This is a genomic window from Streptomyces sichuanensis, from assembly GCF_020328095.1.
Lineage (GTDB): Bacteria > Actinomycetota > Actinomycetes > Streptomycetales > Streptomycetaceae > Streptomyces > Streptomyces cinnamoneus.
Window position 1 is genome coordinate 15,693 of sequence record NZ_JAIXMK010000105.1, and the last position, 22,885, is coordinate 38,577.

The 22,885-nt window shown below is 73.6% G+C and carries 21 protein-coding genes; 12 read left to right on the top strand and 9 right to left on the bottom strand.

The annotated features are described in order from the left end of the window. Positions 1-17: 17 nt before the first annotated feature. On the bottom strand, positions 18-1,685 hold the full coding sequence (locus LE181_RS25000; protein WP_225663748.1) for an acyl-CoA synthetase: 1,668 nt from the start codon (positions 1,683-1,685) through the stop codon (positions 18-20). Positions 1,686-1,818: 133 nt separating this feature from the next. On the opposite strand from LE181_RS25000, the gene LE181_RS25005 reads away from it, so the two are divergent. From LE181_RS25005 to LE181_RS25030, 6 genes are all read left to right on the top strand, one after another. Next, the gene (locus tag LE181_RS25005) at positions 1,819-2,619 is read left to right on the top strand and encodes a crotonase/enoyl-CoA hydratase family protein (protein ID WP_225663749.1); all 801 of its coding nucleotides are present in this window, start codon (positions 1,819-1,821) and stop codon (positions 2,617-2,619) included. A 14-nt stretch (positions 2,620-2,633) separates the two neighbouring features. Continuing rightward, on the top strand, positions 2,634-3,578 hold the full coding sequence (locus LE181_RS25010) for an OB-fold nucleic acid binding domain-containing protein (protein ID WP_225663750.1): 945 nt from the start codon (positions 2,634-2,636) through the stop codon (positions 3,576-3,578). Further along, positions 3,575-4,576: a thiolase family protein gene (locus LE181_RS25015; RefSeq protein ID WP_225663751.1), complete on the top strand. Its 1,002-nt coding sequence runs from the start codon at positions 3,575-3,577 to the stop codon at positions 4,574-4,576. The genes LE181_RS25010 and LE181_RS25015 overlap by 4 nt, the downstream gene beginning before the upstream one ends. Continuing rightward, positions 4,573-5,739, top strand: a complete 1,167-nt coding sequence (locus tag LE181_RS25020) for a thiolase family protein (RefSeq protein ID WP_225663752.1) — start codon at positions 4,573-4,575, stop codon at positions 5,737-5,739. Before LE181_RS25015 ends, LE181_RS25020 begins: the two co-directional genes overlap by 4 nt. Before the next feature lie 75 nt (positions 5,740-5,814). After that, positions 5,815-6,054 carry a DUF397 domain-containing protein gene (locus LE181_RS25025; protein WP_225663753.1) on the top strand — a complete coding sequence of 80 codons (240 nt, stop codon included), beginning with the start codon at positions 5,815-5,817 and terminating at the stop codon, positions 6,052-6,054. Between the two features lie 144 nt (positions 6,055-6,198). Continuing rightward, positions 6,199-6,699: a hypothetical protein gene (locus LE181_RS25030; RefSeq protein WP_190109561.1), complete on the top strand. Its 501-nt coding sequence runs from the start codon at positions 6,199-6,201 to the stop codon at positions 6,697-6,699. Positions 6,700-6,791: 92 nt separating this feature from the next. On the opposite strand, the gene LE181_RS25035 is transcribed toward LE181_RS25030, so the two are convergent. Both LE181_RS25035 and LE181_RS25040 read right to left on the bottom strand, forming a co-directional pair. Continuing rightward, the gene (locus tag LE181_RS25035; protein WP_372458488.1) at positions 6,792-8,786 is read right to left on the bottom strand and encodes an N-acetylmuramoyl-L-alanine amidase; all 1,995 of its coding nucleotides are present in this window, start codon (positions 8,784-8,786) and stop codon (positions 6,792-6,794) included. A gap of 278 nt (positions 8,787-9,064) precedes the next feature. Then, positions 9,065-10,171 carry an aminoglycoside phosphotransferase family protein gene (locus tag LE181_RS25040; RefSeq protein WP_225663754.1) on the bottom strand — a complete coding sequence of 369 codons (1,107 nt, stop codon included), beginning with the start codon at positions 10,169-10,171 and terminating at the stop codon, positions 9,065-9,067. Positions 10,172-10,406: 235 nt separating this feature from the next. Here LE181_RS25040 and LE181_RS25045 point away from each other — a divergent pair, with 235 nt between their 5' ends. Then, a complete protein-coding gene (locus LE181_RS25045) occupies positions 10,407-11,891 on the top strand; it encodes a DNA-binding protein NsdB (protein WP_225663755.1) in 1,485 nt (494 codons plus the stop codon). Between the two features lie 54 nt (positions 11,892-11,945). Here the strand turns inward: LE181_RS25045 and LE181_RS25050 are convergent, their stop codons facing one another. Continuing rightward, positions 11,946-13,436: a PP2C family protein-serine/threonine phosphatase gene (locus LE181_RS25050; protein ID WP_225663756.1), complete on the bottom strand. Its 1,491-nt coding sequence runs from the start codon at positions 13,434-13,436 to the stop codon at positions 11,946-11,948. Positions 13,437-13,766: 330 nt separating this feature from the next. Here LE181_RS25050 and LE181_RS25055 point away from each other — a divergent pair, with 330 nt between their 5' ends. The 3 genes from LE181_RS25055 to LE181_RS25065 all read left to right on the top strand — a co-directional run bounded on the left by LE181_RS25055 (position 13,767) and on the right by LE181_RS25065 (position 16,424). Further along, complete coding sequence (locus tag LE181_RS25055; protein ID WP_225663757.1) at positions 13,767-15,194, top strand: HEAT repeat domain-containing protein; 1,428 nt, start codon at positions 13,767-13,769, stop codon at positions 15,192-15,194. 113 nt (positions 15,195-15,307) lie between these two features. Continuing rightward, positions 15,308-15,850 carry a hypothetical protein gene (locus tag LE181_RS25060; protein WP_225663758.1) on the top strand — a complete coding sequence of 181 codons (543 nt, stop codon included), beginning with the start codon at positions 15,308-15,310 and terminating at the stop codon, positions 15,848-15,850. Between the two features lie 142 nt (positions 15,851-15,992). Further along, positions 15,993-16,424: a hypothetical protein gene (locus LE181_RS25065; protein WP_225663759.1), complete on the top strand. Its 432-nt coding sequence runs from the start codon at positions 15,993-15,995 to the stop codon at positions 16,422-16,424. Positions 16,425-16,446: 22 nt separating this feature from the next. Here LE181_RS25065 and LE181_RS25070 read toward each other — a convergent pair whose 3' ends face one another. The 5 genes from LE181_RS25070 to LE181_RS25090 all read right to left on the bottom strand — a co-directional run bounded on the left by LE181_RS25070 (position 16,447) and on the right by LE181_RS25090 (position 18,735). After that, a complete protein-coding gene (locus tag LE181_RS25070) occupies positions 16,447-17,352 on the bottom strand; it encodes a hypothetical protein (RefSeq protein WP_225663760.1) in 906 nt (301 codons plus the stop codon). A gap of 64 nt (positions 17,353-17,416) precedes the next feature. Then, a complete protein-coding gene (locus LE181_RS25075) occupies positions 17,417-17,746 on the bottom strand; it encodes a DUF6233 domain-containing protein (RefSeq protein ID WP_225663761.1) in 330 nt (109 codons plus the stop codon). A gap of 313 nt (positions 17,747-18,059) precedes the next feature. Further along, positions 18,060-18,188 (bottom strand): DUF6126 family protein, encoded by a 129-nt coding sequence (locus LE181_RS25080; protein WP_225663762.1) that lies wholly within the window; start codon positions 18,186-18,188, stop codon positions 18,060-18,062. Further along, positions 18,185-18,535, bottom strand: a complete 351-nt coding sequence (locus LE181_RS25085) for an ArsR/SmtB family transcription factor (protein ID WP_225663768.1) — start codon at positions 18,533-18,535, stop codon at positions 18,185-18,187. Before LE181_RS25085 ends, LE181_RS25080 begins: the two co-directional genes overlap by 4 nt. 5 nt (positions 18,536-18,540) lie before the next feature. Then, positions 18,541-18,735 (bottom strand): hypothetical protein, encoded by a 195-nt coding sequence (locus tag LE181_RS25090; protein WP_225663763.1) that lies wholly within the window; start codon positions 18,733-18,735, stop codon positions 18,541-18,543. A gap of 496 nt (positions 18,736-19,231) precedes the next feature. Here LE181_RS25090 and LE181_RS25095 point away from each other — a divergent pair, with 496 nt between their 5' ends. Beyond that, positions 19,232-21,034: a glycosyltransferase gene (locus LE181_RS25095; protein ID WP_308103367.1), complete on the top strand. Its 1,803-nt coding sequence runs from the start codon at positions 19,232-19,234 to the stop codon at positions 21,032-21,034. A gap of 49 nt (positions 21,035-21,083) precedes the next feature. Then, a partial coding sequence (glxA, locus tag LE181_RS25100) for a radical copper oxidase GlxA (protein WP_225663765.1) occupies positions 21,084-22,885 on the top strand: 1,802 nt, incomplete at its 3' end.

Sequence of the window (22,885 nt, forward strand, 5' to 3'; positions counted from 1 at the left end):
CGGGCCGGCACCGGACGTCAAGGGCTCACAGGCGGCTGGGGATCACCCGCACGAGTGGTTTCCGGGGAGCGCCGGGCGGCCACCGCCTTGGCCCACCGGTAGTCCGCCTTGCCGCTGGGCGAGCGCTGGATGCGCTCGGCGAGGACCATGCTGCGCGGCACCTTGTACCCCGCGAGCCGGGCCCGGCAGTGCTCCTGCAGAGCGGCCAGGGTGGGTGGTTCGACCCCGTCGCGCGGCTGGACGACCGCCGCGACGCGGTGGCCCCAGCGGGCGTCCGGGACGCCGGCCACCAGCGCGTCGTACACCGCCGGATGCGCCTTGAGGGCCTGTTCGACCTCCTCCGGGAACACCTTCTCCCCGCCGGTGTTGATGCACTGCGAGCCCCGGCCGAGGACGGTGATCACACCGTCCGCGCCGGCCGTCGCCAGGTCCCCGAGCAGCACCCAGCGCTCGCCGCGCGCGGTGAAGAAGGTCTCGGCGGTCTTCTGCGGGTCGTTGTAGTAGCCGAGCGGCACGTGGCCGCGCTGGGCGATCCGCCCCGTCTCGCCGGGCGCGGCCGGCCGGTGCGTGACCGGGTCGACGACGGTCGTACGGTCGTTGACGCGCAGCCGGAAGCCCCGGTCCGCCCCCGCGTCCTCGGTGGCGGTGCCGTTGAACCCCGACTCCGAGGAGCCGAAGTTGTTCAGCAGCCGCACCCCCGGCAGCAGCGCGGCGAACTGCGCGCGCACGGTCTCCGACAGGATCGCCCCCGAACTGCTCACGCTCAGCAGCGACGAGCAGTCCGTGCCCCGCAGCGGCCCCGCCAGGGTGTCCACCAGCGGGCGCAGCATCGCGTCGCCGACCAGGGAGAGGCTCGTGACCCGCTCCCGCGTGACCGTCCGCAGCACCTCCTCGGCGGTGAACTTACGGTGCAGGACCACCTTCTGCCCGAAGCCGAAGCCGATGAGGGCGGTGAGCGTGGACGTGCCGTGCATGAGCGGCGCGGTGGGGAAGAACACCAGTCCCGGGCCGCCCGCGGCGACCCGCTCGGCCAGCTCCTCCGGCCGCTTCACCGGCTCGCCCGTCGGCGCCCCGCCGCCGAGCCCGGAGAAGAAGAGGTCCTCCTGCCGCCACACGACGCCCTTGGGCATGCCGGTGGTCCCGCCCGTGTAGATCAGGAACCGGTCGTCGCCCGAGCGCGGGGCGAAGTCCCGCTCCGGCGAAGCCGCCGCCACGGCGTCCGCCAGGGGAACGGGCGGAATGCGCGGTACGGGCACGCCCGCGGGCGGAGTGCCCGTACGCACCAGGTGGCGCAGCCGGCCGGCGCGCGGGAGGGCCGCCGCCACCCGGCCCGTGAACTCGGCGTCGAAGACCAGTGCCACCAGGTCGGCGTCGCGGTAGAGATAGGCGAGCTCGTCCTCCACGTACCGGTAGTTGACGTTGACGGGAACGGCCCGGATCTTCAGACAGGCGAAGAGCGCCTGGAGGTACCCGACGCCGTTGTACAGGTGGAGGCCCACGTGCTCGCCCGGTGCGATGCCGCTGTCGCGCAGGTGGTGGGCGAGCCGGTTGGCGGCCGCGTCGAGCCCGGCGTACGTCAGCCTGCGCTCGGCTCCGCCGCCCGGGTGGTCGAGGTGGACCAGGGCCTCCCGGCCGGGCACCGCGTCGACGACCGACTCGAAGAGGTCCGCGAGGTTGTAGTCCATGGAGGTCATTGGAGCGCCGCCGGGCACCGGGCGGAAGGCCGGACGGCAAGAAAACTGACGGGTTGTCAGAAAACTATTGAACCGCACCCCCGCCTCCTGCACGCTGTTCTGGTCTCACGACGGGAGGACAGCCATGGGCGGCACCGAACACCTCACCGTGGAGCGCGCCGGAGCGACGCTCGTACTCACCCTGAACCGGCCGGAGGCGAGGAACGCGCTCTCCCTGCCGATGCTGGCCGGCCTCCACGACGGCTGGCTCCTCGCCGACGCCGACGACGCCATCCGCTCCGTCGTCCTCACCGGCGCCGACGGAGCCTTCTGTTCCGGCATGGACCTCAAGGCCCTGGCGGCCCGCGACGCGGCGGACGACCCCGTCCGCGAGCGCTTCAAGGCCGACCCCGACCTCCACTGGAAGGCCATGCTCCGCCATCACCGGCCGCGCAAGCCCGTCATCGCCGCCGTCGAAGGGCCCTGCGTCGCCGGCGGCACCGAGATCCTCCAGGGCACCGACATCCGCATCGCCGGCGAGAGCGCCACCTTCGGTCTCTTCGAAGTGCGCCGCGGCCTGTTCCCCATCGGCGGCTCCACCGTCCGGCTGCCCCGGCAGATCCCGCGCACGCACGCCCTCGAAATGCTCCTCACCGGCCGTGCGTACACCGCCGCCGAAGCCGCGCGCATCGGCCTGATCGGACACGTCGTCCCGGACGGCACCGCCCTGGAGCGTGCCCTGGAGACCGCCGCCCTCGTCAACGCCAACGGCCCCCTCGCCGTCGAGGCCGTCAAGGCGTGCGTCCACGACACCGCCGGCCTGGACGAGACCCGGGCCCTGGCCCTCGAACTCGAACGCGGCCGCCCCGTCTTCGACACCGCCGACGCCCGCGAGGGCGCCCGCGCCTTCGCCGAGAAACGGCCCGCCGTCTACCGGCGCGCCTGAGGGAGGAGACACCGGTGCCGGAAAACCTCACCGCCCCGCTCGTCGTCGCCTTCCCCTTCACCCGCTCCCTCGGCCCCGTCCAGAGCGCCTTCCTCACCGGACTGCGCGAACGCACCGTCCTGGGCGTGCGCACCCGGGACGGCCGGGTGCTCGTCCCACCCGTCGAGTACGACCCCGTCACCGCCGAGGAGATCCGCGACCTCGTCGAGGTCGGCACCACCGGCACGGTCACCACCTGGGCGTGGAACCCCGCCCCCCGCCACCGCCAGCCCCTGCGCACCCCCTTCGCCTGGGCGCTGGTGCGCCTCGACGGAGCCGACACCGCCCTGCTGCACGCCCTCGACGCGCCGGACGCCGGGGCCGTGCGCACCGGCATGCGGGTACGGATCCGCTGGGCCCCCCACCGCGAGGGCGCGGTCACCGACATCGCCTGCTTCGAACCGTACGACGGCACCGCCACCACCGGCGCGACACCGCACAGCGGCGCGTTCGCCGATCCCGTCACCACCCTCACCGCCCCCGCGCGCCTCGACTACACCTACGCACCCGGCCGCGCCCAGACCCGCTACCTCCACGCCCTGGCCGGCCGCCGGACGCTCGGCGAGCGCTGTCCCTCCTGCCGCAGGGTGTGCGTACCGCCCCGCGGTGCCTGTCCCACCTGCGGCGTCGCCACCGCCGAACAGGTCGAGGTCGGCCCGCGCGGCACCGTCACCACCTTCTGCGTCGTCAACATCAAGGCCAAGGGCCTCGACATCGACGTGCCCTACGTCTACGCCCACATCGCCCTCGACGGCGCCGACCTCGCCCTCCACGCGCGCATCGGCGGCATCCCCTACGACGAGGTGCGCATGGGCATGCGCGTCGAACCCGTGTGGACCGACGAAAGCCGCCACCCCGACCACTACCGGCCCGCCCCGGAGCCCGACGCCGCCTACGACACCTACAAGGAGCTGCTGTGACGCCCCGCGACGTCGCCGTCGTCGCCTTCGCCCGGAGCGCGCACCACGGACCCGCCGACGGGCTCTCGGAGGCGGAGATGCTGCTGCCCGTCCTCCACGACGCCCTGGACCAGGCCGGACTGGCCCCCGGCGAGGCGGACTTCACCTGCTCCGGGTCGAGCGACTACCTCGCCGGCCGCCCCTTCTCCTTCACCCTCGCCCTCGACGGCGTCGGCGCATGGCCGCCCGTCGCCGAGTCGCACGTGGAAATGGACGGGGCCTGGGCGCTCTACGAGGCGTGGGTGAAGATCCTCACGGGCCAGGCCGACACCGCCCTCGTCTACGCCCACGGAAAACCCTCCTCCGGCGACCTGCGGGACGTCCTCACCCGTCAGCTCGACCCCTACTACGTCGCCCCCCTGTGGCCCGACCCCGCCTCCCTGGCCGCCCTCCAGACCCGGGCCCTCCTGGACGCCGGCCTGATCGACGCCGGGCTTACGGACGAGGCCACCCCTGACGCCCCGCCCGCCCCCGGCGCCCCGGCCGTCACCGACGGCGCGGCCGCCGTCGTGCTCGCCGCCGGAGCCACCGCCCGCCGCATGTGCGCCCGTCCCGCCTGGATCCGCGGCATCGACCACCGCATCGAGTCCCACGCCCTGGGCCTCCGCGACCTCACCGACTCGCCCTCCACCCGCCTGGCCGCCGAACGCGCCGGCGCCTTCGACGCCCCCGTCGACACGGCCGAGCTCCACACGGCCTGCGCCGCGCAGGAAGCCGTCCTGCGCCGCGCCCTGCGCCTGGACGGCACCGTGACCGTCAACCCCTCCGGCGGCACCCCGGCCACCGACCCCGTCATGGCCGCCGGCCTGATCCGCCTCGGCGAGGCGGCCGCCCGCATCCACCGGGGCGCCTCGGACCGGGCCCTGGCCCACGCCACCTCGGGCCCGTGCCTGCAACAGAACCTCGTCGCCGTGCTGGAAGGGGAGCCGGCAGCGGAACCGGAGGGAGCACGCACATGAGCAGCGAACCCGTCGCCGTCGTCGGCATCGGCCAGACCCACCACGCCGCCGCCCGCCGCGACGTCTCCCTCGCCGGACTCGTCCGCGAGGCCGCCGTACGGGCCCTGGAGGACGCCGGGCTGGACTGGGCCGACATCGAGGCCGTCGTCATCGGCAAGGCCCCCGACTTCTTCGAGGGCGTCATGATGCCCGAGCTCTACCTCGCCGACGCCCTCGGCGCCGCCGGCAAGCCCGTGCTGCGCGTGCACACCGCCGGCTCCGTCGGCGGCTCGACCGCGCTCGTCGCAGCGAACCTCGTCGCGGCCCGCATCCACACCACCGTCCTCACCCTCGCCTTCGAGAAGCAGTCCGAGTCCAACGCCATGTGGGCCCTGTCCCTGCCCGTCCCCTTCCAGCAGCCCCTCCTCGCCGGCGCCGGCGGCTTCTTCGCCCCGCACGTCCGCGCCTACATCCGCCGCACCGGGGCCCCCGAGGGCATCGGCAGCCTCGTCGCCCACAAGGACCGCCGCAACGCCCTGAAGAACCCCTACGCCCACCTCCACGAACACGGCCTCACCCTGGAGAAGGTGCGCTCCTCGCCCATGCTGTGGGACCCCGTCCGCTACTCCGAGACCTGCCCCTCCTCCGACGGCGCCTGCGCCATGGTCCTCACCGGCCGGGCCGGCGCCGCCCGGGCCCCGCACCCGCCCGCCTGGCTGCACGGCGGCGCCATGCGCAGCGAGCCCACCCTCTTCGCCGGCAAGGACTTCGTCTCCCCGCTCGCCGGCCGGGACTGTGCGGCGGACGTCTACCGCCAGGCCGGCATCACCGACCCGCGCCGCGAGATCGACGTCGCCGAGATCTACGTGCCCTTCAGCTGGTACGAGCCGATGTGGCTGGAGAACCTCGGCTTCGCCGCCGAGGGCGAGGGCTGGAAGCTCACCGAGGCGGGCGCCACCGCGCTCGACGGAGACCTGCCCGTCAATCCCTCCGGCGGGGTGCTGTCCACCAACCCCATCGGAGCCTCCGGCATGCTCCGCTTCGCCGAAGCCGCCCTGCAGGTCCGCGGCCGGGCCGGCGAGCACCAAGTGCCGGGCGCACGCCGGGCGCTCGGCCACGCCTACGGCGGCGGCGCCCAGTTCTTCTCGATGTGGCTGGTCGGCGCCGCCCCGCCCACCACCTGAAGGCCGCGCGGCCTGTGCGGCGCGCGCGTCGCTCGCTAGTGTGGGCGGGGACGACGAGCCGGGAGGAGTGCGGACGTGGCGGACGGCACGACGGAACAACTGGCAGGCGACGCAAAGCCGGAGCTCGACCTCGCCACGGCCACGTGGCAGTCCAGCAGCCGCGGCAGGCGGGGCAACGTCCAGATCGCCTTCGTCGAGGGCTACATCGCCATGCGGGACCGGCGCGACCCGGACGTCCCGGCCGTGATCTTCTCCCCCGGGGAGTGGCGCGCGTTCGTGCTCAGCGCACGCGACGGCGAATTCGACCTCACCTAGGACACGCCCCAGGGGGCCCCGCTTCCCGGGTGCGCCCCCGGCCGGTCCGGCCCCCGGGCGCGGCCCCGACGGGCGGCAGGGCACGCACCGCCCACAAGGGTTCCCCGCGGGCACGCCACGGGGGCGGGCACGTACGATGTGGTCATGTCCTTCCTCCGCCGCCGCAGCGCCGCCACCCCCACCGGGCCGGACTTCGACGTCCTCGCCATGGATCCCGGGGACTGGCCCGGTGACCTCGGGGCCGGGCTGCTGCCCGCACCCGACGGAAGCTGCCAGGGCGTCTTCCTGCGCTACGACCTGTTCGGCGGACGCGGCCCCGCGATGATCATCGGCAACCTGCCCGAGGGCTCCCCGGCGCGGGACCTCGGCGAGGGACAGCCGCCCTTCGAGGTCGCCCAGCTGCTGGCCGCGCTCGGCAACGACGAGCCGGTGGAGGTCGTGGAGACCGAGGACGTGCCGGTGATGCACGAGGACAACCTGCTCATCGTGCGGCGCCTGAAGTGCTCCGAGAGCCGGATCTCCTGCACCCAGTTCGACCGCAGCGACGGCGTCCTCGTCACGATCGCCAGCTGGGACCGGCCGATCACCGACGACCTCTACCAGCTGCTCAAGCCGCTGCCCGCGGAGATGTTCCAGGCGGGCTAGGGCCGCGGCCCGCACGACGCACCGGAGCCCGGCACGCCCCTCGGCGCGCCGGGCTCCGTCGTCCCGTGCCGCTGTCCGTCCCGGGCGGTCCGCTACCAGTCCGAAGTGCGGACCGTGACGTCCGCGGCCTTCACGAAGGCCACCCGGTGCCCGAACTGGATCTCGTAGTAGACGTCCTTGCCACGGACCACCCGGTGCCCCGCCGGCTCGAACGTCGTCGCCCACAGGTACTCGCCCGGCGACGTCGCGCCCAGGACGTACTCCTGCCCCGCGAGCAGCTTGTACGGCAGCGGCGTCACCGCCTGCACCGGCACCCCCTCGGGGTAGGCGTCCTTCTCCGGGTAGGCGCGCCCGTACACCGGGATCTCGCTCAGGCCCTCCCGCGGCGTGATCAGCCGCCCGCGGGAACCGACGGCCGTCGGGCCCCACCAGGGATCGCGGAACCAGGCCCGCTGCCCGAGGTACCAGATCGCCGTCCAGCCGCCCTCGCGGTCGGCGACGGCGAACTGCTGTCCGGTGGAGGCCCGGGCACCCGTGTCGTTGACGTCCGTCGTCGACGGGCTGCCGTCCGGCCGCAGGCCGATGTCCTTGATCAGCGGTGCGTCCTCGCGGGGCGCGGTGTGCAGCCGGACCGCGCCCGAGCCGTGCGGGGCGCAGGGCTCGCCCGGCTTGGTGCAGCCGGTGTAGACCGGCTCGTGGTCGTCGTAGTCGGGAGCGATCGTGACCACCCCGCTGAAGGGGCTGCCGGTGGTGCGGAAGGGCCGGTCCATCAGATCGAAGTAGTGCGCCCAGTCCCAGAACGGCCCCGGGTCGGTGTGCATGCCCCGGATCGCCGCCGGGGTGGTGCCCGGGACGTTGTCGTGGCCCAGGATGTGCTGCCGGTCCAGCGGGACGTCCAGCTTCCGCGCCAGGTACCGCACCAGCCGCGCGGACGTCCGGTACATCTCCTCCGTGTACCAGGCGTCGGGCTGGGCCAGGAAGCCCTCGTGCTCGATGCCCACCGACTTGGCGTTCACGTACCAGTTGCCGGCGTGCCAGGCGACGTCCTTGGTGGGCACGTGCTGCGCGATGTGGCCGTCCCCGGAACGGATGGTGTAGTTCCAGGACACGTACGCCGGGTCCTTGATGAGCTTGATCGTCGTCTCCCACGTCCCCTCGGTGTCGTGGATGACGATGAAGTCGACCTTCTGCGACCGCGGCCGGTCGGCGATGTCGTGGTTGCCGTAGTCCTTGCCCTCCAGCAGCTGGTACGGCGCGGGGATCGATTCGCAGGCCACCGAGGACGGGCACTCGACGTCGTCGCTCCCATGGGCCGGGGCCAGCCCCAGCCGGCTCACCTGCCCGGTGCGGGGCGCGAGGCGCGGGCTGGCGGGCAGGACGACCTGCTGGCCACTGTCGGTGGTGCGCCGCTGGCCACTGCGCAGGACGTCGAAGACGTCGTCGGCGAAGGTCCGTGCCGTCGCGACGTCCGAGGCCCCCGTGTAGCCGGCCACCGCGCCGTACCAGTCGGCGGGGTCCTTGCTCAGCGGCAGGCCCAGCCGTTTCTGCTCGGCGGCGAGCAGCGCGGCGCCGCCGCGGAGGTTGGCCGCCGTGCTCTCGCGCAGCTCCTTGGGCGACAGGCCGGTCAGTTCGGCCGCCCGCTCCAGGGTGCGCAGCCGCGCGGGCAGCGTCGCGGGCGCGGGCAGGGCCCGGCGGGCGGCGGCCCGCGGCCGGGCGGCGTCGCCCCGGGCGTCCTCGCCGGGCTCGCTGTGGTGCGGGGTGGCGGCGAGGGCCGTGGCCGCGTCGGTGAGGTGCATCGGGCCGTAGCCTGCGGTGACGCTGGGGGCGCCGGCATGGGTGTCCCAGCGCGACTGCAGGTAGGACAGGGCGAGCAGGACGTTGCCGGGCACGTGGTGGGCGGCCGCCGCGCCGGCGAACTCGCGCTGCAGGGTGCCGGGGCGTTGCCGCTCGGCCGCGGTCGAGTGGGCCGGGGCCAGGGGCAGCAGCAGGGTGGCCGATGCGATCACGCCGGCTGCTTGGGCGCGACGTCTTCTTCGCCTGCCGGTCCGGGGTGCGTTCCGTGGTGTCTCCGGTTCGGATCCTCGCAATGCGGCCTCCTCAGGACGGGCCGTGCCGAGCGCTCGACAGGAAAGGTGCGCGATCAGTTCTGCGGTCCGAACTTACCAAGACGTTCGGGCGAACAGACGATCCGTCAATATGACTGGAGTGGCGCTCATCAGACTGAGGTGGGGGTCTTGCGCACGTCAACGCCCGCGTCGGGGTGTTTCCCGACGCGGGCGTTGGGGCGGGGCGGAACGGCGCTCGCCCGGATGGGGGAGCATCGACACGCCGCAAGTCGGCGGTGCGACGTATCGATCGGGCCCGCTCAGCGCGTACCGACGGCGGCTCGCACGGCCCGGCGGGCCATGGCGCAGTCGTCGTGCAACCTCCGCAGCAGCAGCCGCTGCTCTTCCCCCGACTCGGGGGTCGTGCCCTGCGGGGCCGGCTCCTGCAGGGCACGCTGCACGGCCGTCTCGTACGTCCGGATCTCCCGGGTGAGCACCAGCATCAGATTGACCAGGAAGGCGTCACGGGCCGTGGGGCCCGCGGTCTGTGCCAGCTGGCTGATCTGACGGCGGGCCACCGGGGCGTCGCCGAGGACGGTCCACAGCGTCGCCAGGTCGTACCCCGGCAGGTACCAGCCGGCGTGGTCCCAGTCGACCAGCACCGGGCCGGCGGGGGAGAGCAGGACGTTCGACAGCAGGGCGTCGCCGTGGCAGAACTGGCCCTGGACGTGCGCCAGGCCGTGCAACAGCTTCTGCAGATCGCCCATGTCACGGTCGGTGAGCAGGCCGAGCTCGTGGTAGCGGGCGATCCGCTTGCCGTAGTCCAGCGGCATGTCGAACATCCCGGCGGGCGGCCGCCAGAGGTTGACCCGGCAGATCGCGCCGAGCGCGGCCCTGACGTCCGCGCGGGGCAGGGTGTCCACCGGGTGCCGCTGGACGGCGGCGGGACGCCCGGGCATCCGCTCGATGACGAGGGTGCAGTTCTCGGGGTCGGCGGCGATCAGCCGGGGCACCCGGACCGGGGGGCGATGCCGGACGAACGCCCGGTATGTGGCTATTTCGTGCCGGAACCGCTCGGCCCAGGCAGGCGATTGATCCAGTAAACACTTGGCCACGGCTGTGCTGCGCCCCGTCGTGCCCACCAGGAGGACGGAGCGTCCGCCACGCCGCAGGACCTGGACGGGGTTGAACTCGGGACAGATGCGGTGCACCGACGAGATCACCGTGCGCAGCTGCGCGCCCTGGGGGCCGGACAAGTCGATTCTCCCGCTGAGCGGTTGGGCGCCGATCCCCGTGGACCTCCGTCCCCGGCCGCCCCCGAACGCGGCCCCCACGGCGTGGGAGGGGTCGAGGTACGGCCCGCTGCCGCTCTGTGCGGGGCGGAGCGGCCGGGGCGGGGCGGACACGGAGGTCGATGCTGCATACATGGGCGGAACAGATCCCTTCGTGTCGGCGAATAGCTGCGCTCCCCGGTCGCCCGGGCCGTCGGCACCCTGGGGAATGCTGTCGGGCTGCCGGGTGGCCGGGGTTGCGCGTTCCTACATCACACCCGGGCGCGGGTGGCACACCATGTGGCGCACCCTGGCGAACCCTGGCGAATACTCGCTTGGCCCATGACCGCCCGAGTACCTTCAAGTCAGCCGAGGAACCTGGGGGCTTGACGTGACGAGGGAACCCAACACCCGCCTCGCGGACCTGTTCGGCCTGGCCGGCTGGTCCAAGGGCGAGCTCGCGAGGCTTGTGAACCGGCAGGCGGCGGCCATGGGCCATCCGCAGCTGGCGACCGACACCTCGCGTGTGCGGCGGTGGATCGACATGGGGGAGTCCCCCCGCGATCCCGTGCCGAAGGTACTGGCCGCCCTCTTCACCGAGCGACTCGGCCGTGTCGTGACCATCGAGGACCTCGGTTTCGGCCGGCGAGGGCGGGCCGGCAAGGGCAAGTCCCCGGACGGGGTGCCCTGGCCACCCGAGCGGACCGCCGCGGTCCTCACCGAATTCACGGGAATGGACCTCATGCTCAACCGACGCGGCTTGGTGGGCGCGGGCGCCGCGCTCGCCGCAGGATCAGCAATCAGCGGCGCGATGCACGACTGGCTGCACTCCGACCCGGTCCTCGCCTCCGACGCTCCCCACTTCGACGACCCCCTGGGCACGACCGCCCACGCCGACCCGGCCGGGTTCGACCGTTACGAGGCGGCCCCCGTGGGGTCCCTTGAGATCGACGCCCTGGAGCGCTCGGTCGAAGTCTTCCGGCTCTGGGACGCCTCCCGCGGCGGCGGGCTGCAACGCAAGGCGGTGGTCGGCCAGCTCAACGAGGTGGGCGGCATGCTCTCCTACCGCCACCCCGAGCACCTGCAGCGCAGGCTGTGGGGGGTGGCGGCCAACCTCGCGGTGCTCGCCGGCTGGATGTCCCACGACGTGGGGCTGGAGCCGACGGCACAGAAGTACTTCGTCATCGCCGCGCACGCCGCCCGGGAGGGCGGCGACCGGCCCCGGGCGGGGGAGGCCCTCTCGCGGGCGGCCCGTCAGATGGTCCATGTGGGCCGCCCCGGCGACGCCCTGGATCTGATGAAGCTCGCCAAGTCGGGCTCCGGCGACCAGGCCCTGCCCCGCACCCGGGCCATGCTCTGCACCGTCGAGGCGTGGGCGCAGGCGTCGATGGGGCGGGGCCAGGCCATGCGGCGCACGCTGGGCGAGGCGGAGGAGCTGTTCGTCGCGGACAAGGGCGACGAGCCGGCGCCGAGCTGGATGCAGATGTTCGACGAGGCGGACATGCACGGCATGCAGGCGCTGGCCTACCGCACGCTCGCCGAGCACGACCCCACGGTCGCCCCCATCGCCCAGCAGCACGCCAAACGGGCGCTGGAGCTGCGGAGCGAGAAGCAGCAGCGCTCGATGATCTTCGACTACATCTCCATGGCGTCCGCCTGCTTCATCGGCAACGACCCGGAGCAGGCCGACACCTTCGCCCGGATGGCGCTCAACACGATCGGAGAGAACTCCTCGCACCGCACCTGGGACCGGCTGCGGGAGATGTACCGGCTCAGCGGGAAGTACGCGGACTATCCCACGATCGGGCATCTGAGGGACGACATCCAGCGGGCGCTGCCGAAGGCACCGGGCAAGCCCAGGCCCACGGCGGTGTGAGGGCCGGGAGACCCTGCCGCTACGCGGCCTCCCGGCTCCGGTGCGGAGGTTCGGCTACGCGCCGATGCGGGCGATCAGCACACACGCGTCGTCCTCGCGCTCCGTGCCGCCGAACTCCTCCAGGACGACCCGCAGGCACTCGTGGGCGCTGCCGGCCGCCGCGAAACGCGGTGCCAGCTCCGGCAGCCGCGCCAGCTCGGGCCTGCGGGCCAGTCCTTCGGTGTGCAGGAGGAGCACGTCACCGGGGAGCAGCCGCTCCTCGGCCTGGGCGTACTCGGCGTCGGCGACCGCCCCGAGCAGCATGCCCTCCGGGGGCGGGAGCGGCAGGCCCGTCCCACCGCGGAAGAGCAGGGGTGCGGGGTGGCCGGCCCGGGACCACAGGAGGGTGCCGGTCGCGGGGTCGTAGCGGCAGCAGAGCGCGCTGCCCAGCGCGGGCTGCACGGAGGCGTCGAGGAGGTGGTTGAGCCAGCCCATCAGCGGGCCCGGCTCGGCTCCGGAGACCGCCATGCCGCGCACGGCCCCGAGCAGCATGGCCATGGTGGAGGTGGCGGTCACGCCGTGCCCGGTGAGGCCGCCGACGGTCAGCAGCGTACGACCGCCGGGCAGCTCCATCGCATCGAACCAGTCGCCGCCGACGAGGCTGCTGGTCGCGGAGGGGAGGTAGTGCCCGGCGAGGTCGAGCGCGCCGCCGCAGCCCGGTTCGGTCGCCGCGACGGGCGGCCCGGCGGGCGGGAACCGCAGGGAGCCGCGCCACGGCGGCAGCACGGCTTCCTGCAGCTCGACCGCAAGCCGGTGCTCCGTCTGCGCGTGGTGCCGGCGGCGGTGCGCCGAGTCACGGGTCTCGTGCACCTCCTGCCGGCAGCGCCGCAGTTCGGTGACGTCCCGCAGCACGGCCCACATGGAGGCCGTGCAGCCGTCGGAGTCGAGCACCGGCTCGCCCATCATGTGCACCGTGCGCACGGCCCCCTCGCCGTGCACGATGCGGAACTCGCCGTCGATCGGCCTGCCGTCCACCAGGCAGTCGGTGACCAGCGCGGTGAGCACCTCCCTGTCCTCCGCCACCAGCCAGGAGGGGAGCTCGTCCAGGGTCAGCGCGCCGTCCTCGGGGCGGCGGCCGAAGAGCTGGAAGAGCTCCTCGGACCAGGTGACCTCGTCGGTGAGGAAGTTCCACTCGGCGCTGCCCACACGGCCGGCCGGGGCGTCCGCCCCGTCGACCGGGCCCTGGGGACGGGGCAGAGTGACGGCCGGGGCCGGCGCCCCGCGGGCGGCTTCGCCGGCCGCAGCGGTGGCACCGTCCCCGTCCAGCCCCTCGCGCAGCTGGCCGAGGTGCTCGCCGAGATTGTCCACGTGGTGGGCGGCGAGCTCGCACAGGGCGCGCTGCCAGCGCAGCCGGGGGTCGTCCGAGCGCTCCGCGTCGGCCGCGGTCTCGCGGCGCACGGCGTCGATGCCGCCTCTGAGCCGCATGGCCTGCGAGATGAGCGCGTCGACCGGGCCGCCCTCGGGCGGCTGCGCTGCGGAGGGGTCCGCGGACAGGGGGGACGGCATCTCGTACTCCGATACAAACGGGGCGCGGCCGGCTCCGGGGTCCGCCGGAACGGCCGGTAGGACTGCTGTAACGACTGTTGCACAGGGAGCGAGGGCCCGTAAGGGCTTTGGCAATACCCGATACGGTGGTGCTCAGGGCATATGCCGACGGCGTGAGTGCGACAAATCTGACACCGCTCGGCGGAATGCTCTCTTCCGGGTAGGCTGCGGGCGCTAGGGAGAACCCGAGTTTCCACAGTTCACCAGGCTTAGCACAGGTGGACACCGGCAAGAATGCCGGACGACGGAAATCCCGTTGCCAGCCGACTCCCCGCACCGGATGCTGACCCCATGTTCGATCCAGACATAGCGCCCAGCGGCACCCTGCTCGGCCTCCTTCAGCGAGGCCGCGGCGACGGGACCCTGCACGCCCTCGCGGCACCGCGCGCCGAGGCGCTCGCGGCACTGAACCACTGCGTGCTCCGCGACCCCCGGCGCGACTGGCAGGTCGAGAACCGCTCCCTCTACTACGCGCGCCTGTATCTGGACCTCGACGGCGGGCTCGGCGAGCTCGAACAGCACCTCTTCCACCCGGACGACCTGCTCGACACCGCCGAGGAGCGCACCGGCCTGGCCCTCGCCGTCCTCGGCCACCTCGCCTCGTACGGGCGCGACGACGCCCTCCTGCTGCTGCGCCGCTACGCGGCCACCGGCGGCAACTGGGCCTGGGCCCTCGACGAGCTGGCCCTGCGCGACGACGACGCCGGCCTCGCGGCCCTCGGCGGCGCGGTGCTCGCCAGGTTCCCGCACACCCCCGAGGGTGAATCCGCGCTCGCCGCGGCCGTCCGCGACGCCTTCGAGCCCCGGCCCTGGCGGCTGTGGGCGGAGGACCGCCACGCCCCCCGGATCGCCGCCCGCGTGCGCGCCGCCCAGGAGCAGGGCTCCTTCGACCGCTGGCAGCGCCAGATGCGCCCCTCCGGCCCGCGGCCGGGCTGGAGCGTGCGCGAGGTCCTGGCCTGGGCCCAGGAAGGGCTCGCGCTCCACCCCACCCAGCTGCGGCACGTCCCCGCGACCCGCTGCCTGACCGCGGTCGCGGGACCCGAGGACCGCATGGAGATCATCGAGGCCGCCGCCTTCGGCCCGGAGGCCGCCCGCGCCACCGCCCTGCGCTACCTCGCCGAGCACCACGACCCCCAGGCCCTCGACCTCATCGAGACCGCCGCCGACGACCCCGTGGCCCTCGTCGCGGAGGCCGCCGTCACCGCCTTCGAGCGGATGCGCAGCACGGCCGCCCTGGAGCGGGCCCGCGCCTGGATCCACCGCGCCGACGCCCTCGGCGCCGCCGCGGCCGGGATGCTCGCCTGCCGGGGCGCCCCCTACGACGCGGCGCTCGTCCTCGGCGCCCTGCGCCGGACCGTGCGGACCGAGGGCTGTGACGCCCCGGTCCTGTGGGACCTGGTGGACGGCGCCGGACGGCTGGCGATCGGCTGCGCCGCCCCCGTGCTGCGCCACGTCTACCGCGAGACGTCCTCCTCGCACCTGCGCGGCCGCGCGGCGCGCGCCCTCGCTGCGACGGACCCCTCGTTCGCCACCGGTTTCGCCGTCGAGTGCCTGTGGGACTGCGAGGAGTCCACCCGGGAGCTCGCCGCCCACCACGCGACGACGGCCGACGCCCGTGTCGTGGAGCAACTGCGGAGGCTGGCCGCCGACCCGGCGGAGGAGGCCGAGGTGCAGACCGCGGTCCGCAGCCGGTTCGAGCCGGACGCGCCCACGGTCTGAGCCGAGGCGGCGACGAGGCGCTACGAGGCGGCGACAAGGCGGTGGAAGGGCCGGCCGGGAGACGGTGAAAGGGTGGGGCGCTACGCCTTTCCGCCCACCTCCCCGGGAGTCACATGTCCGGCCACCGCCCGTCGCTTTCCGCCCCGTCCGCCCGCACGTCCCGCAGGGCTCTGCTGGTCGCCGCCGCCGCGCTCGCCGCGACGCCCGTCGCGACCGCCGTCGCGGCGCCCTCCCCGGTGCGCATCACCGAGGGACAGGTCGCCGAGGCGGAGCGGGGCCGCCCGGTCCTCTACCCCAGCGTCACCAGCTGCCTGACCGTCACCCTCCGGCTGGCGTGCGGCGCCAAGGTGGGCGCCCACGCCAGTCTCTTCCGGGTGCCCGGCGAGCTGCGGTCGGACGAGATCCTCGCCGTCGCCGCGCGCCGGGCCGGGGGCCGGCGCATCACCGCCGTCGAGGTCAGGGGCGCCGTCGGCGCCTGGCACCCGGGCTACTTCACCAAGGCCGTCGAGGCGTACACCGACGGCGAGCCCGTGCCCTACCCCACCCGGCCCGACCCGGACGGCCTGGCGCGGGCGGTGGCCGCCGGCCTGGGGCTGCCGGCCCGGGTGCGGGTGACGGTGGAGGACATACCCGACGGCGATCAGCTGATCGCCTGATCCACGAGCGGGAGGGCTCGCCGGGGGGCTGTCCGGCGGCGGGCATGCGCCCTGATGGCCGCCGTACGGGTGTGCCGATAATGTATGCGCCCCGCGACCTGCGGAGCATCGAACACCCAGAGCACCGACACAGGGGGCGCGGATGAACACCGAGCAGCAGTACGACCGAGCGCGGCACCGGGGGCGCCTGGCCCGCCGGGCGTCCGCCCTCATGGCGCTGGTCCTGGGCGTCGCCCTGCTGGCGACGCCCGCCTCGGCCGCGGCAGCGGCCCCGTCGGCCGGCACCGTGCAGCAGGCGTCCGCCGTCGCCGGTCCCGCCGCCGCGGAGGCGGCGTCCACGGGCACCGCCGCCGATGCGGTGGAGGTCGCCGCGGCGTCGCACCACAAGGCGAAGGCCAAGGACGGCAAGAAGACGCTGGCCAAGGACAAGAAGAAGAAAAAGAAGAAGGGCTTCTTCAAGAAGCTGGGCACGGCCCTGCTCATCGTGATGATCCTCGGCACCCTCTTCGTGGTGGCGATGATCGTGCTGGCGATCTTCCTGATCCGCCGGGCCTTCAAGCGCCGCCGCGCCTGACGTCCTCGCAGGCCGCCGTGGCTCAGCTCGTCTTCGCCACCCAGGTGAGAGCGAGCCACGGCGTGGCCGCGGCCCCGGCCGCCAGGCACCAGCCCGTGCCCGTACTGGGGAAGCCGATGAGCAGCGGGGTGACGAGCGCGGCCCCGCAGAGCAGGACCGCCGCGGCCGGCAGGTGCACCCAGGGCTCGAATCGACGCGCGTAGCGCACGCCGGCTTCACGGCGGTACAGCGCCACGCTCGTCACGAAACCGGCCGCCAGGCCGAGGATCCAGATGGTCGGCAGGGCGATGATGCGGCCGGCGAACGAGCCGATGTCGTTGTCCGGCGCCTGACGCACCCCCAGGTCGGGGCGGTCCGGCGCGTACAGCAGCTCGACGGTGCGCCCCGCCTCCGGCTTGCCGCGGGTGTGCACCGCATCGACGGTGACCTGCTGGGGACCGGAGGTGAAGGGAACGGTGACGACGATCGTCGAGGCGTACTCGTCGTCGCCGGTGATCTCGTCGTCCGTCGGGCGCGGTTCACCGAGGATCTTCTGGATCCGCAGCTCGTACGTGCTGCCCCCGGCCCGGTCGGCCTTGGCCAGCCACTCGCCCTCCGCGCCGTCGGGACCCACGCCCTGGCACAGCGCGGCCATGCTCGTCAGCGCGATGCCGAAGCCCAGCACCCAGGACAGCAGGCGCGCCGGCCGCGGTTCGGGCCACGGCTCGTACCGCTTGCGCCACACCTTCCTGCGCAGCGCCGCCCGTCGGCCGGCCCGGGCCAGGAGGGAGGCGAGCAGCCAGCACGCCCCGCACGCGGCCGTCGCGGCCAGCAGCAGGAGCTGGTGCCGCTTGGGCGGCAGTTCACGGAACGGGGCCACGCCGAGCAGTACGGTCGCGTAGCCCACGAGCAGGGTCGCCCATCCCGTGATGCGCGTGCCTGTCCTCATGCCCTACTTCCCCCACCCACCTAATTGATCTTGCGGTGGACAGCGTAATAGGGCCCGGGGGCCGTCAGTCGAAGGGGACCAGGAACCGCTCCGGTTCACAGGCGTCACAGAACCGCACGTCGTACTCGGCCGCCTTGCGGCGGGCCTCGGCGGTGGTCACCGTGTCCTCCCCGCCCCTCGGCACCCAGCAGCCCGCGTGGTGCAGCTCCTGGAGCGTGCCGCCGGGGCGGCGGTGCACCGTGATCGGCCAGACGGCGTCCTCCAGGTCGTGCCGCCACTCGCCGTTGAGGCGCTGGAGCACGACCTCGCGCACCCAGTCGCGCGAGGAAATGCCGTTCTCCTGCGCGGTGGCTTCGATACGCGCGACTTCATCAGGGGTGAAGAGCTCCTCCATGCCGCGGGACAGTAGCAGCGCGGCGCGGTCCGCGAGCCCTGTTCGCGGCAATGGCCCACGGTGCTGACCTGCGCGTTGACCGGAGGGGAGGGAGTCATTCCGTATGTGCCGGGGAGGGGGCGGGCGGGCGAGGCGCAGCTCCGGCGGCCTGTCCCGTGATTGGCATAGGACCCGGGCGTATACCGTGCGGTCTTCCGCTCATACATGGTTTACGCCGGGCTTGGCCATTCCGTTATCACCTGTCTTCGTGAATGCCGGTTTCCGGCTTGCGGAACGGGCCGGCGCACCCACCGGACGGTGGGCGCGGCCGGGCCTACTTCGCGTGTGCGCCGAGGTAGAAGAGCAGCCAGATGAAGCCGGCCAGGACGTGGCCGAAGACGATGTAGATCAGCACGCGCCAGCCGACCGCCTTCTCGGCGTACTTCTCGCTGTCCTGGCTCATGTCCGTTCCGCTCCTGTTCCCGTGGTGCCGCGCAGTTCCGTGAGCAGCTCCTCCTGGCCGGTGAGCAGCTCGGTCAGGATCCGCCGGGCGGCGCCCAGCAGCTCCGCGACGTCCCCGCCGGCCAGGGCGTAGACGACGGTCGACCCCTCGCGGGTGGCGGTCACGATGCCGGACCGGCGCAGGACCGCGAGCTGCTGGGAGAGGCTGGAGGGCTCGACGCCGATCTCGGTGAGGAGGTCGCGCACCGGCTTCGGCCCGTCCTGCAGGAGCTCCAGGACCCGGATGCGCACCGGGTGTCCGAGCATCCGGAAGAACTCCGCCTTCGCCTGGTACAGCGGCACCCGCACCCCGATCAACTCCCGTCCTGCCCGTCTTCCTCGTCGGCGGCGTCCGTCGTGACGCCGTGCGCCCGGGCCAGCCGCAGGGCGTCGTCCAGCTCGTCCTCGGCGATCGCCGCCCCGTAGCTGTCCGCCGCGGCCCGGGCCGCGGCCAGGGCCGCGCGCGCCGCGCGCACCCGTTCCCGCATTGCTTCGGCGAACGCACTCACGGCGGCTCCCCCTCGGTGGATCGTCCGGCTGCCCGCTGTTACCCGGTGAATTCCTGTGGATCTGACCAATTGAAGAATTCTTCAATTCTAGGGCACGGGTCCGTCTGTTCGGTTCCTGGGCTGGGCGAGTGACGCGATGGCGCCTTCGGTGCGGTTGTCACATGATCGTAGGTCCGTTTTGTTAGTTTTTTCTCCGCGTTGTCCCGTTTCCTTGTGCGGTTGGGGGTGTGTGGTGGCGGTTTCGGCGAGTGACGCACGACCTGCGGCGGCCCGCGGGCGCCCCGGCGCGAGCGCGTCCCCCGGCGACGACATCCCCGGCGACCCGTCGGCCGGGCGGGTGCCGGCCGGCGGCGCACCCTCCGAGCCGGCGGCGCCCGCGGTACCCGGACCCGGTGGCGGGCCCGGCGGCTGCGGTCCGGGCGGCCCCGGCCGCGACGACGGCGCGGGGGCGGGGCCGGGCGGCTCCGGAGGCGACGGACCCGGCGGTCCCGGTCTGGTGGACCCGACCGGCACCAGCGGCCCGGGGGGTTACGACTACGCCGGATTCAGCCGGCTGGCGGGGGAGCTGACGGATCCTCCGAACGGCGTCTACCGGGTGCGCTACCGGCGGCTGCTCAGCCGCGGCGGGGGCGGCGTGGGCGTGATGCTGCTGGTGGCCGCGGCCCCGCTGGTCTCCGTGGCCCTCCTGCTCTGGCTGATCTCGCCCGCCCACTGGCTCCACCGGCCGTACGTCAGCGACTGGGAGCGCTTCGCCGACACCGTGATGCTCGTCGCGATCGGCCTCATCGAGCTCTTCCGCGTGGTCAACGTCGCCTCCAACGCCCACGCCACCTGGGTGGCCCGGGACCCCATGCCCGTCCGCGCCCAGCCCGGCACCCGCGTGGCCTTCCTGACCAGCTTCGTGCCGGGCAAGGAGCCGCTGTCCATGGTGCGCGCCACCCTCGAAGGGGCGGTCCGCATCGCGCACGACGGACCGCTGGACGTCTGGCTGCTCGACGAGGGCGACGACCCCGACGTCAAGCGGCTCTGCGAACAACTGGGCGTGCGCCACTTCTCCCGCAAGGGCGTCGCCCGATGGAACCAGCCCTCGGGCTGCTTCCGCGCCCGCACCAAGCACGGCAACTACAACGCCTGGCTGGACGCCCACGGGGACGACTACGAGTTCATGGCCTGCGTGGACACCGACCACGTGCCCCTTCCCAACTTCCTCGAACGCATGCTCGGCTACTTCCGGGACCCCGACGTGGCCTTCGTGGTCGGACCCCAGGTCTACGGCAACTACACGACGGCCGTCACCAAGGCGGCCGAGAGCCAGCAGTTCCTCTTCCACGCCCTGATCCAGCGGGCCGGCAACGCCTACGGCTCGCCCATGTTCGTCGGCACCAGCAACTGCGTCCGCATTGGCGTCCTGCGCCAGATCGGCGGCCTGTTCGACTCCATCACCGAGGACATGGCCACCGGTCTGGAGATCCACCGCCGCCGCAACCCCGCCACCGGCCGCCGCTGGAAGTCCGTCTACACTCCCGACGTGCTCGCCGTGGGCGAGGGTCCCTCCTCCTGGACCGACTTCTTCTCCCAGCAACTGCGCTGGTCGCGCGGGACGTACGAAACGCTGCTGCGCCAGTTCTGGCGGGCGGTGTGGACCCTGCCGCCCGGCCGGCTGATCAACTACAGCTTCATGATCGCCTATTACCCGATGGCCGCCCTCAACTGGGCACTGGGCGCCCTGACCTGCGCCCTGTTCCTCGGGCTCGGGGCCTCCGGGATCACCGTGGAGTCGTCGCTGTGGCTGATGCTCTACTGCGACGCCGCTGCGCTGCAGGTCGGGCTCTACGTGTGGAACCGCCGCCACAACGTCAGCCCCCACGAGCCGGCCGGCTCCTCCGGCGCCGCCGGCATGGTCATGTCGGCCCTCTCCGCGCCCCTGTACGCCCGCTCCCTGGGCGAGGCACTGCTGCGCCGGCGCTCACGGTTCGTCGTCACCCCCAAGGGCGATTCCGCCAGCCCCGACTGCGTGGCGACCTTCCGCACCCACCTGATGTGGGCGGCGGTCTTCGCCCTGTCCCTGCTCGCCTCCTGGACGCTGGGCCACGCCCACACGGCCATGCGCATCTGGGCGCTGCTCGCCCTGCTGACCGCGCTCGGCCCGCTCGGCGTGTGGCAGGGCGGCCTGTGGCGGGACCGCCGGCTGGTGCGCCGCCGGCGCCTGACCCCGGCGCCGGCGGGCGAGGCGGGCGCGGGCCTGGAGCCGGAGGCCGGGGCCTCGCGCCCCGTCGGACAGCACCGCCGGGAGATGTGACACAGACGTTGCCGAGCGAGCGGACGAGCGGACGAGGGGATGTGGACGGGTGAGGATCCTGCCCAACGCGAAGGAACGCAGGGTGCTGCTGGGCATCGGCGCCGTCCTGGCGCTGGTCGCCGCCAACGGGCCGGCCGCCACCGAGTTCGCCGAACGGGCCTGGCACGACTACTCCGTCAACCAGGAGGCGTACAAGGCCCGCTACGGGCACTGGGACGTCGTGGACGTCCCCGACCGGTTCCGCGTCAACGCCATCCACGCCGCCCTGCTGCGCACCGGCAAGGTGCTGCTCATCGCCGGGTCGGGCAACGACGAGAAGAACTTCCGCGCCGGCACGTTCCAGAGCGTCCTGTGGGACCCCGTGCACAACACCTTCAAGCAGGTCCCCACACCCAAGGACATGTTCTGCGCCGGCCACGCCCAGCTCCCCGACGGCCGGCTCCTGGTGGCCGGCGGCACCGCGCGCTACGAGAAGCTGACCGGCGACGTCCGGCGGGCCGGCGGCGCGATGCTCGTCAAGAACGAGAACCCCGACGCCCCCCGGACCTTCCCGGCCGGCACCGTCTTCGTGGGCTCCACCGGCAAGCGCTACCGCTCCCAGGTGCCCGTGCTCGTCCCGCGCGCGACGAAGACCGTCACCGGGAAGGACAAGCCCAAGGGCAAGAAGGGCAAGGCCAAGGGGGCGGGCAAGAAGGTCACGGTGACCGCCGCCGAGGCCCGCGTCTACGTGGAAGCCGTCGCCGGAGGGGAGCGCGGCATCACCCACACCGCCGACCAGTACCGCATCCAGGGCCTGACCGGCAAGGACGCCCAGGACCTCTACGGGCTCGCGGCCAAGCTGGGCCTGGACAAGAAGGACTTCCAAGGTCTCAGGGACGCCTACGAGTTCGACCCCATCGCCGAGCGCTACGTGCGGGTCGACCCGATGGACGAGGCCCGGTGGTACCCCACCCTGGTGACCCTGAGGGACGGACGGGTGCTGGCCGTCTCCGGGCTCGACGACATGGGCGAGATCATCCCCGGCAAGAACGAGATCTACGACCCCGGCACCCGCACCTGGTCGGCCGGGCCCGACCGCTACTTCCCCACCTACCCCGCGCTCTTCCTCACCGCCGGCGGCCGCCTCTTCTACTCCGGCTCCAACGCCGGCTACGGTCCGGCCGACCGGGGCCGCACCCCCGGCCTGTGGAACGTCGACACCAACTCCTTCGAGCCCGTGCCCGGCCTGCCGGAGCGCGACATGACGGAGACGTCCGCCTCCGTCCTGCTGCCCCCCGCCCAGGGACAGAAGGTCATGATCCTCGGCGGTGGCGGGGTGGGGGAGTCCCACCGCTCCAGCAAGCGCACCGCCATCGCCGACCTCGGCGAACCGGCCCCCCGCTACGCCCCCGGCCCCGACCTGCCCCGGCCCACCCGCTACCTCAACGCCGTCCTGACCCCCGACGACCGCGTCTTCACCACCGGCGGATCCGGCGACTACCGCGGCAAGCGCGGCTCCGACATCCTGCGCGCCCAGTTCTACGACCCCGAGGAGCGCGCCTTCCACGCGGCCGCCGAGCCCACGGTCGGGCGCGACTACCACGCCGAGGCGCTGCTGCTGCCGGACGGGCGGATCGCGGTCTTCGGCTCGAACCCGCTCTTCGCGGACGCCGCGGGCACGCGGATGGGGACGTTCGAGAAGCGCATCGAGGTCTACACCCCGCCGTACCTCTACCGGGACCACCGCCCGGCGCTGCGGACGGGGCCCCTCGACGCCGAGCGCGGCGCGACCCTGACGCTGCCGGGGACGGACCGGCGCGAGGTGGCGACGGCCCGGCTGATGCGGCCGAGCGCGGTCACGCACGCCACGGA

Coding starts and splice junctions, on each gene's coding strand:
- LE181_RS25000 (WP_225663748.1), bottom strand. CDS start 1,685: ATGGACTACAACCTCGCGGACCTCTTCGAGTCGGTCGTCGACGCGGTG.
- LE181_RS25005 (WP_225663749.1), top strand. CDS start 1,819: ATGGGCGGCACCGAACACCTCACCGTGGAGCGCGCCGGAGCGACGCTC.
- LE181_RS25020 (WP_225663752.1), top strand. CDS start 4,573: ATGAGCAGCGAACCCGTCGCCGTCGTCGGCATCGGCCAGACCCACCAC.
- LE181_RS25030 (WP_190109561.1), top strand. CDS start 6,199: ATGTCCTTCCTCCGCCGCCGCAGCGCCGCCACCCCCACCGGGCCGGAC.
- LE181_RS25040 (WP_225663754.1), bottom strand. CDS start 10,171: ATGTATGCAGCATCGACCTCCGTGTCCGCCCCGCCCCGGCCGCTCCGC.
- LE181_RS25050 (WP_225663756.1), bottom strand. CDS start 13,436: ATGCCGTCCCCCCTGTCCGCGGACCCCTCCGCAGCGCAGCCGCCCGAG.
- LE181_RS25055 (WP_225663757.1), top strand. CDS start 13,767: ATGTTCGATCCAGACATAGCGCCCAGCGGCACCCTGCTCGGCCTCCTT.
- LE181_RS25060 (WP_225663758.1), top strand. CDS start 15,308: ATGTCCGGCCACCGCCCGTCGCTTTCCGCCCCGTCCGCCCGCACGTCC.
- LE181_RS25065 (WP_225663759.1), top strand. CDS start 15,993: ATGAACACCGAGCAGCAGTACGACCGAGCGCGGCACCGGGGGCGCCTG.
- LE181_RS25070 (WP_225663760.1), bottom strand. CDS start 17,352: ATGAGGACAGGCACGCGCATCACGGGATGGGCGACCCTGCTCGTGGGC.
- LE181_RS25075 (WP_225663761.1), bottom strand. CDS start 17,746: ATGGAGGAGCTCTTCACCCCTGATGAAGTCGCGCGTATCGAAGCCACC.
- LE181_RS25080 (WP_225663762.1), bottom strand. CDS start 18,188: ATGAGCCAGGACAGCGAGAAGTACGCCGAGAAGGCGGTCGGCTGGCGC.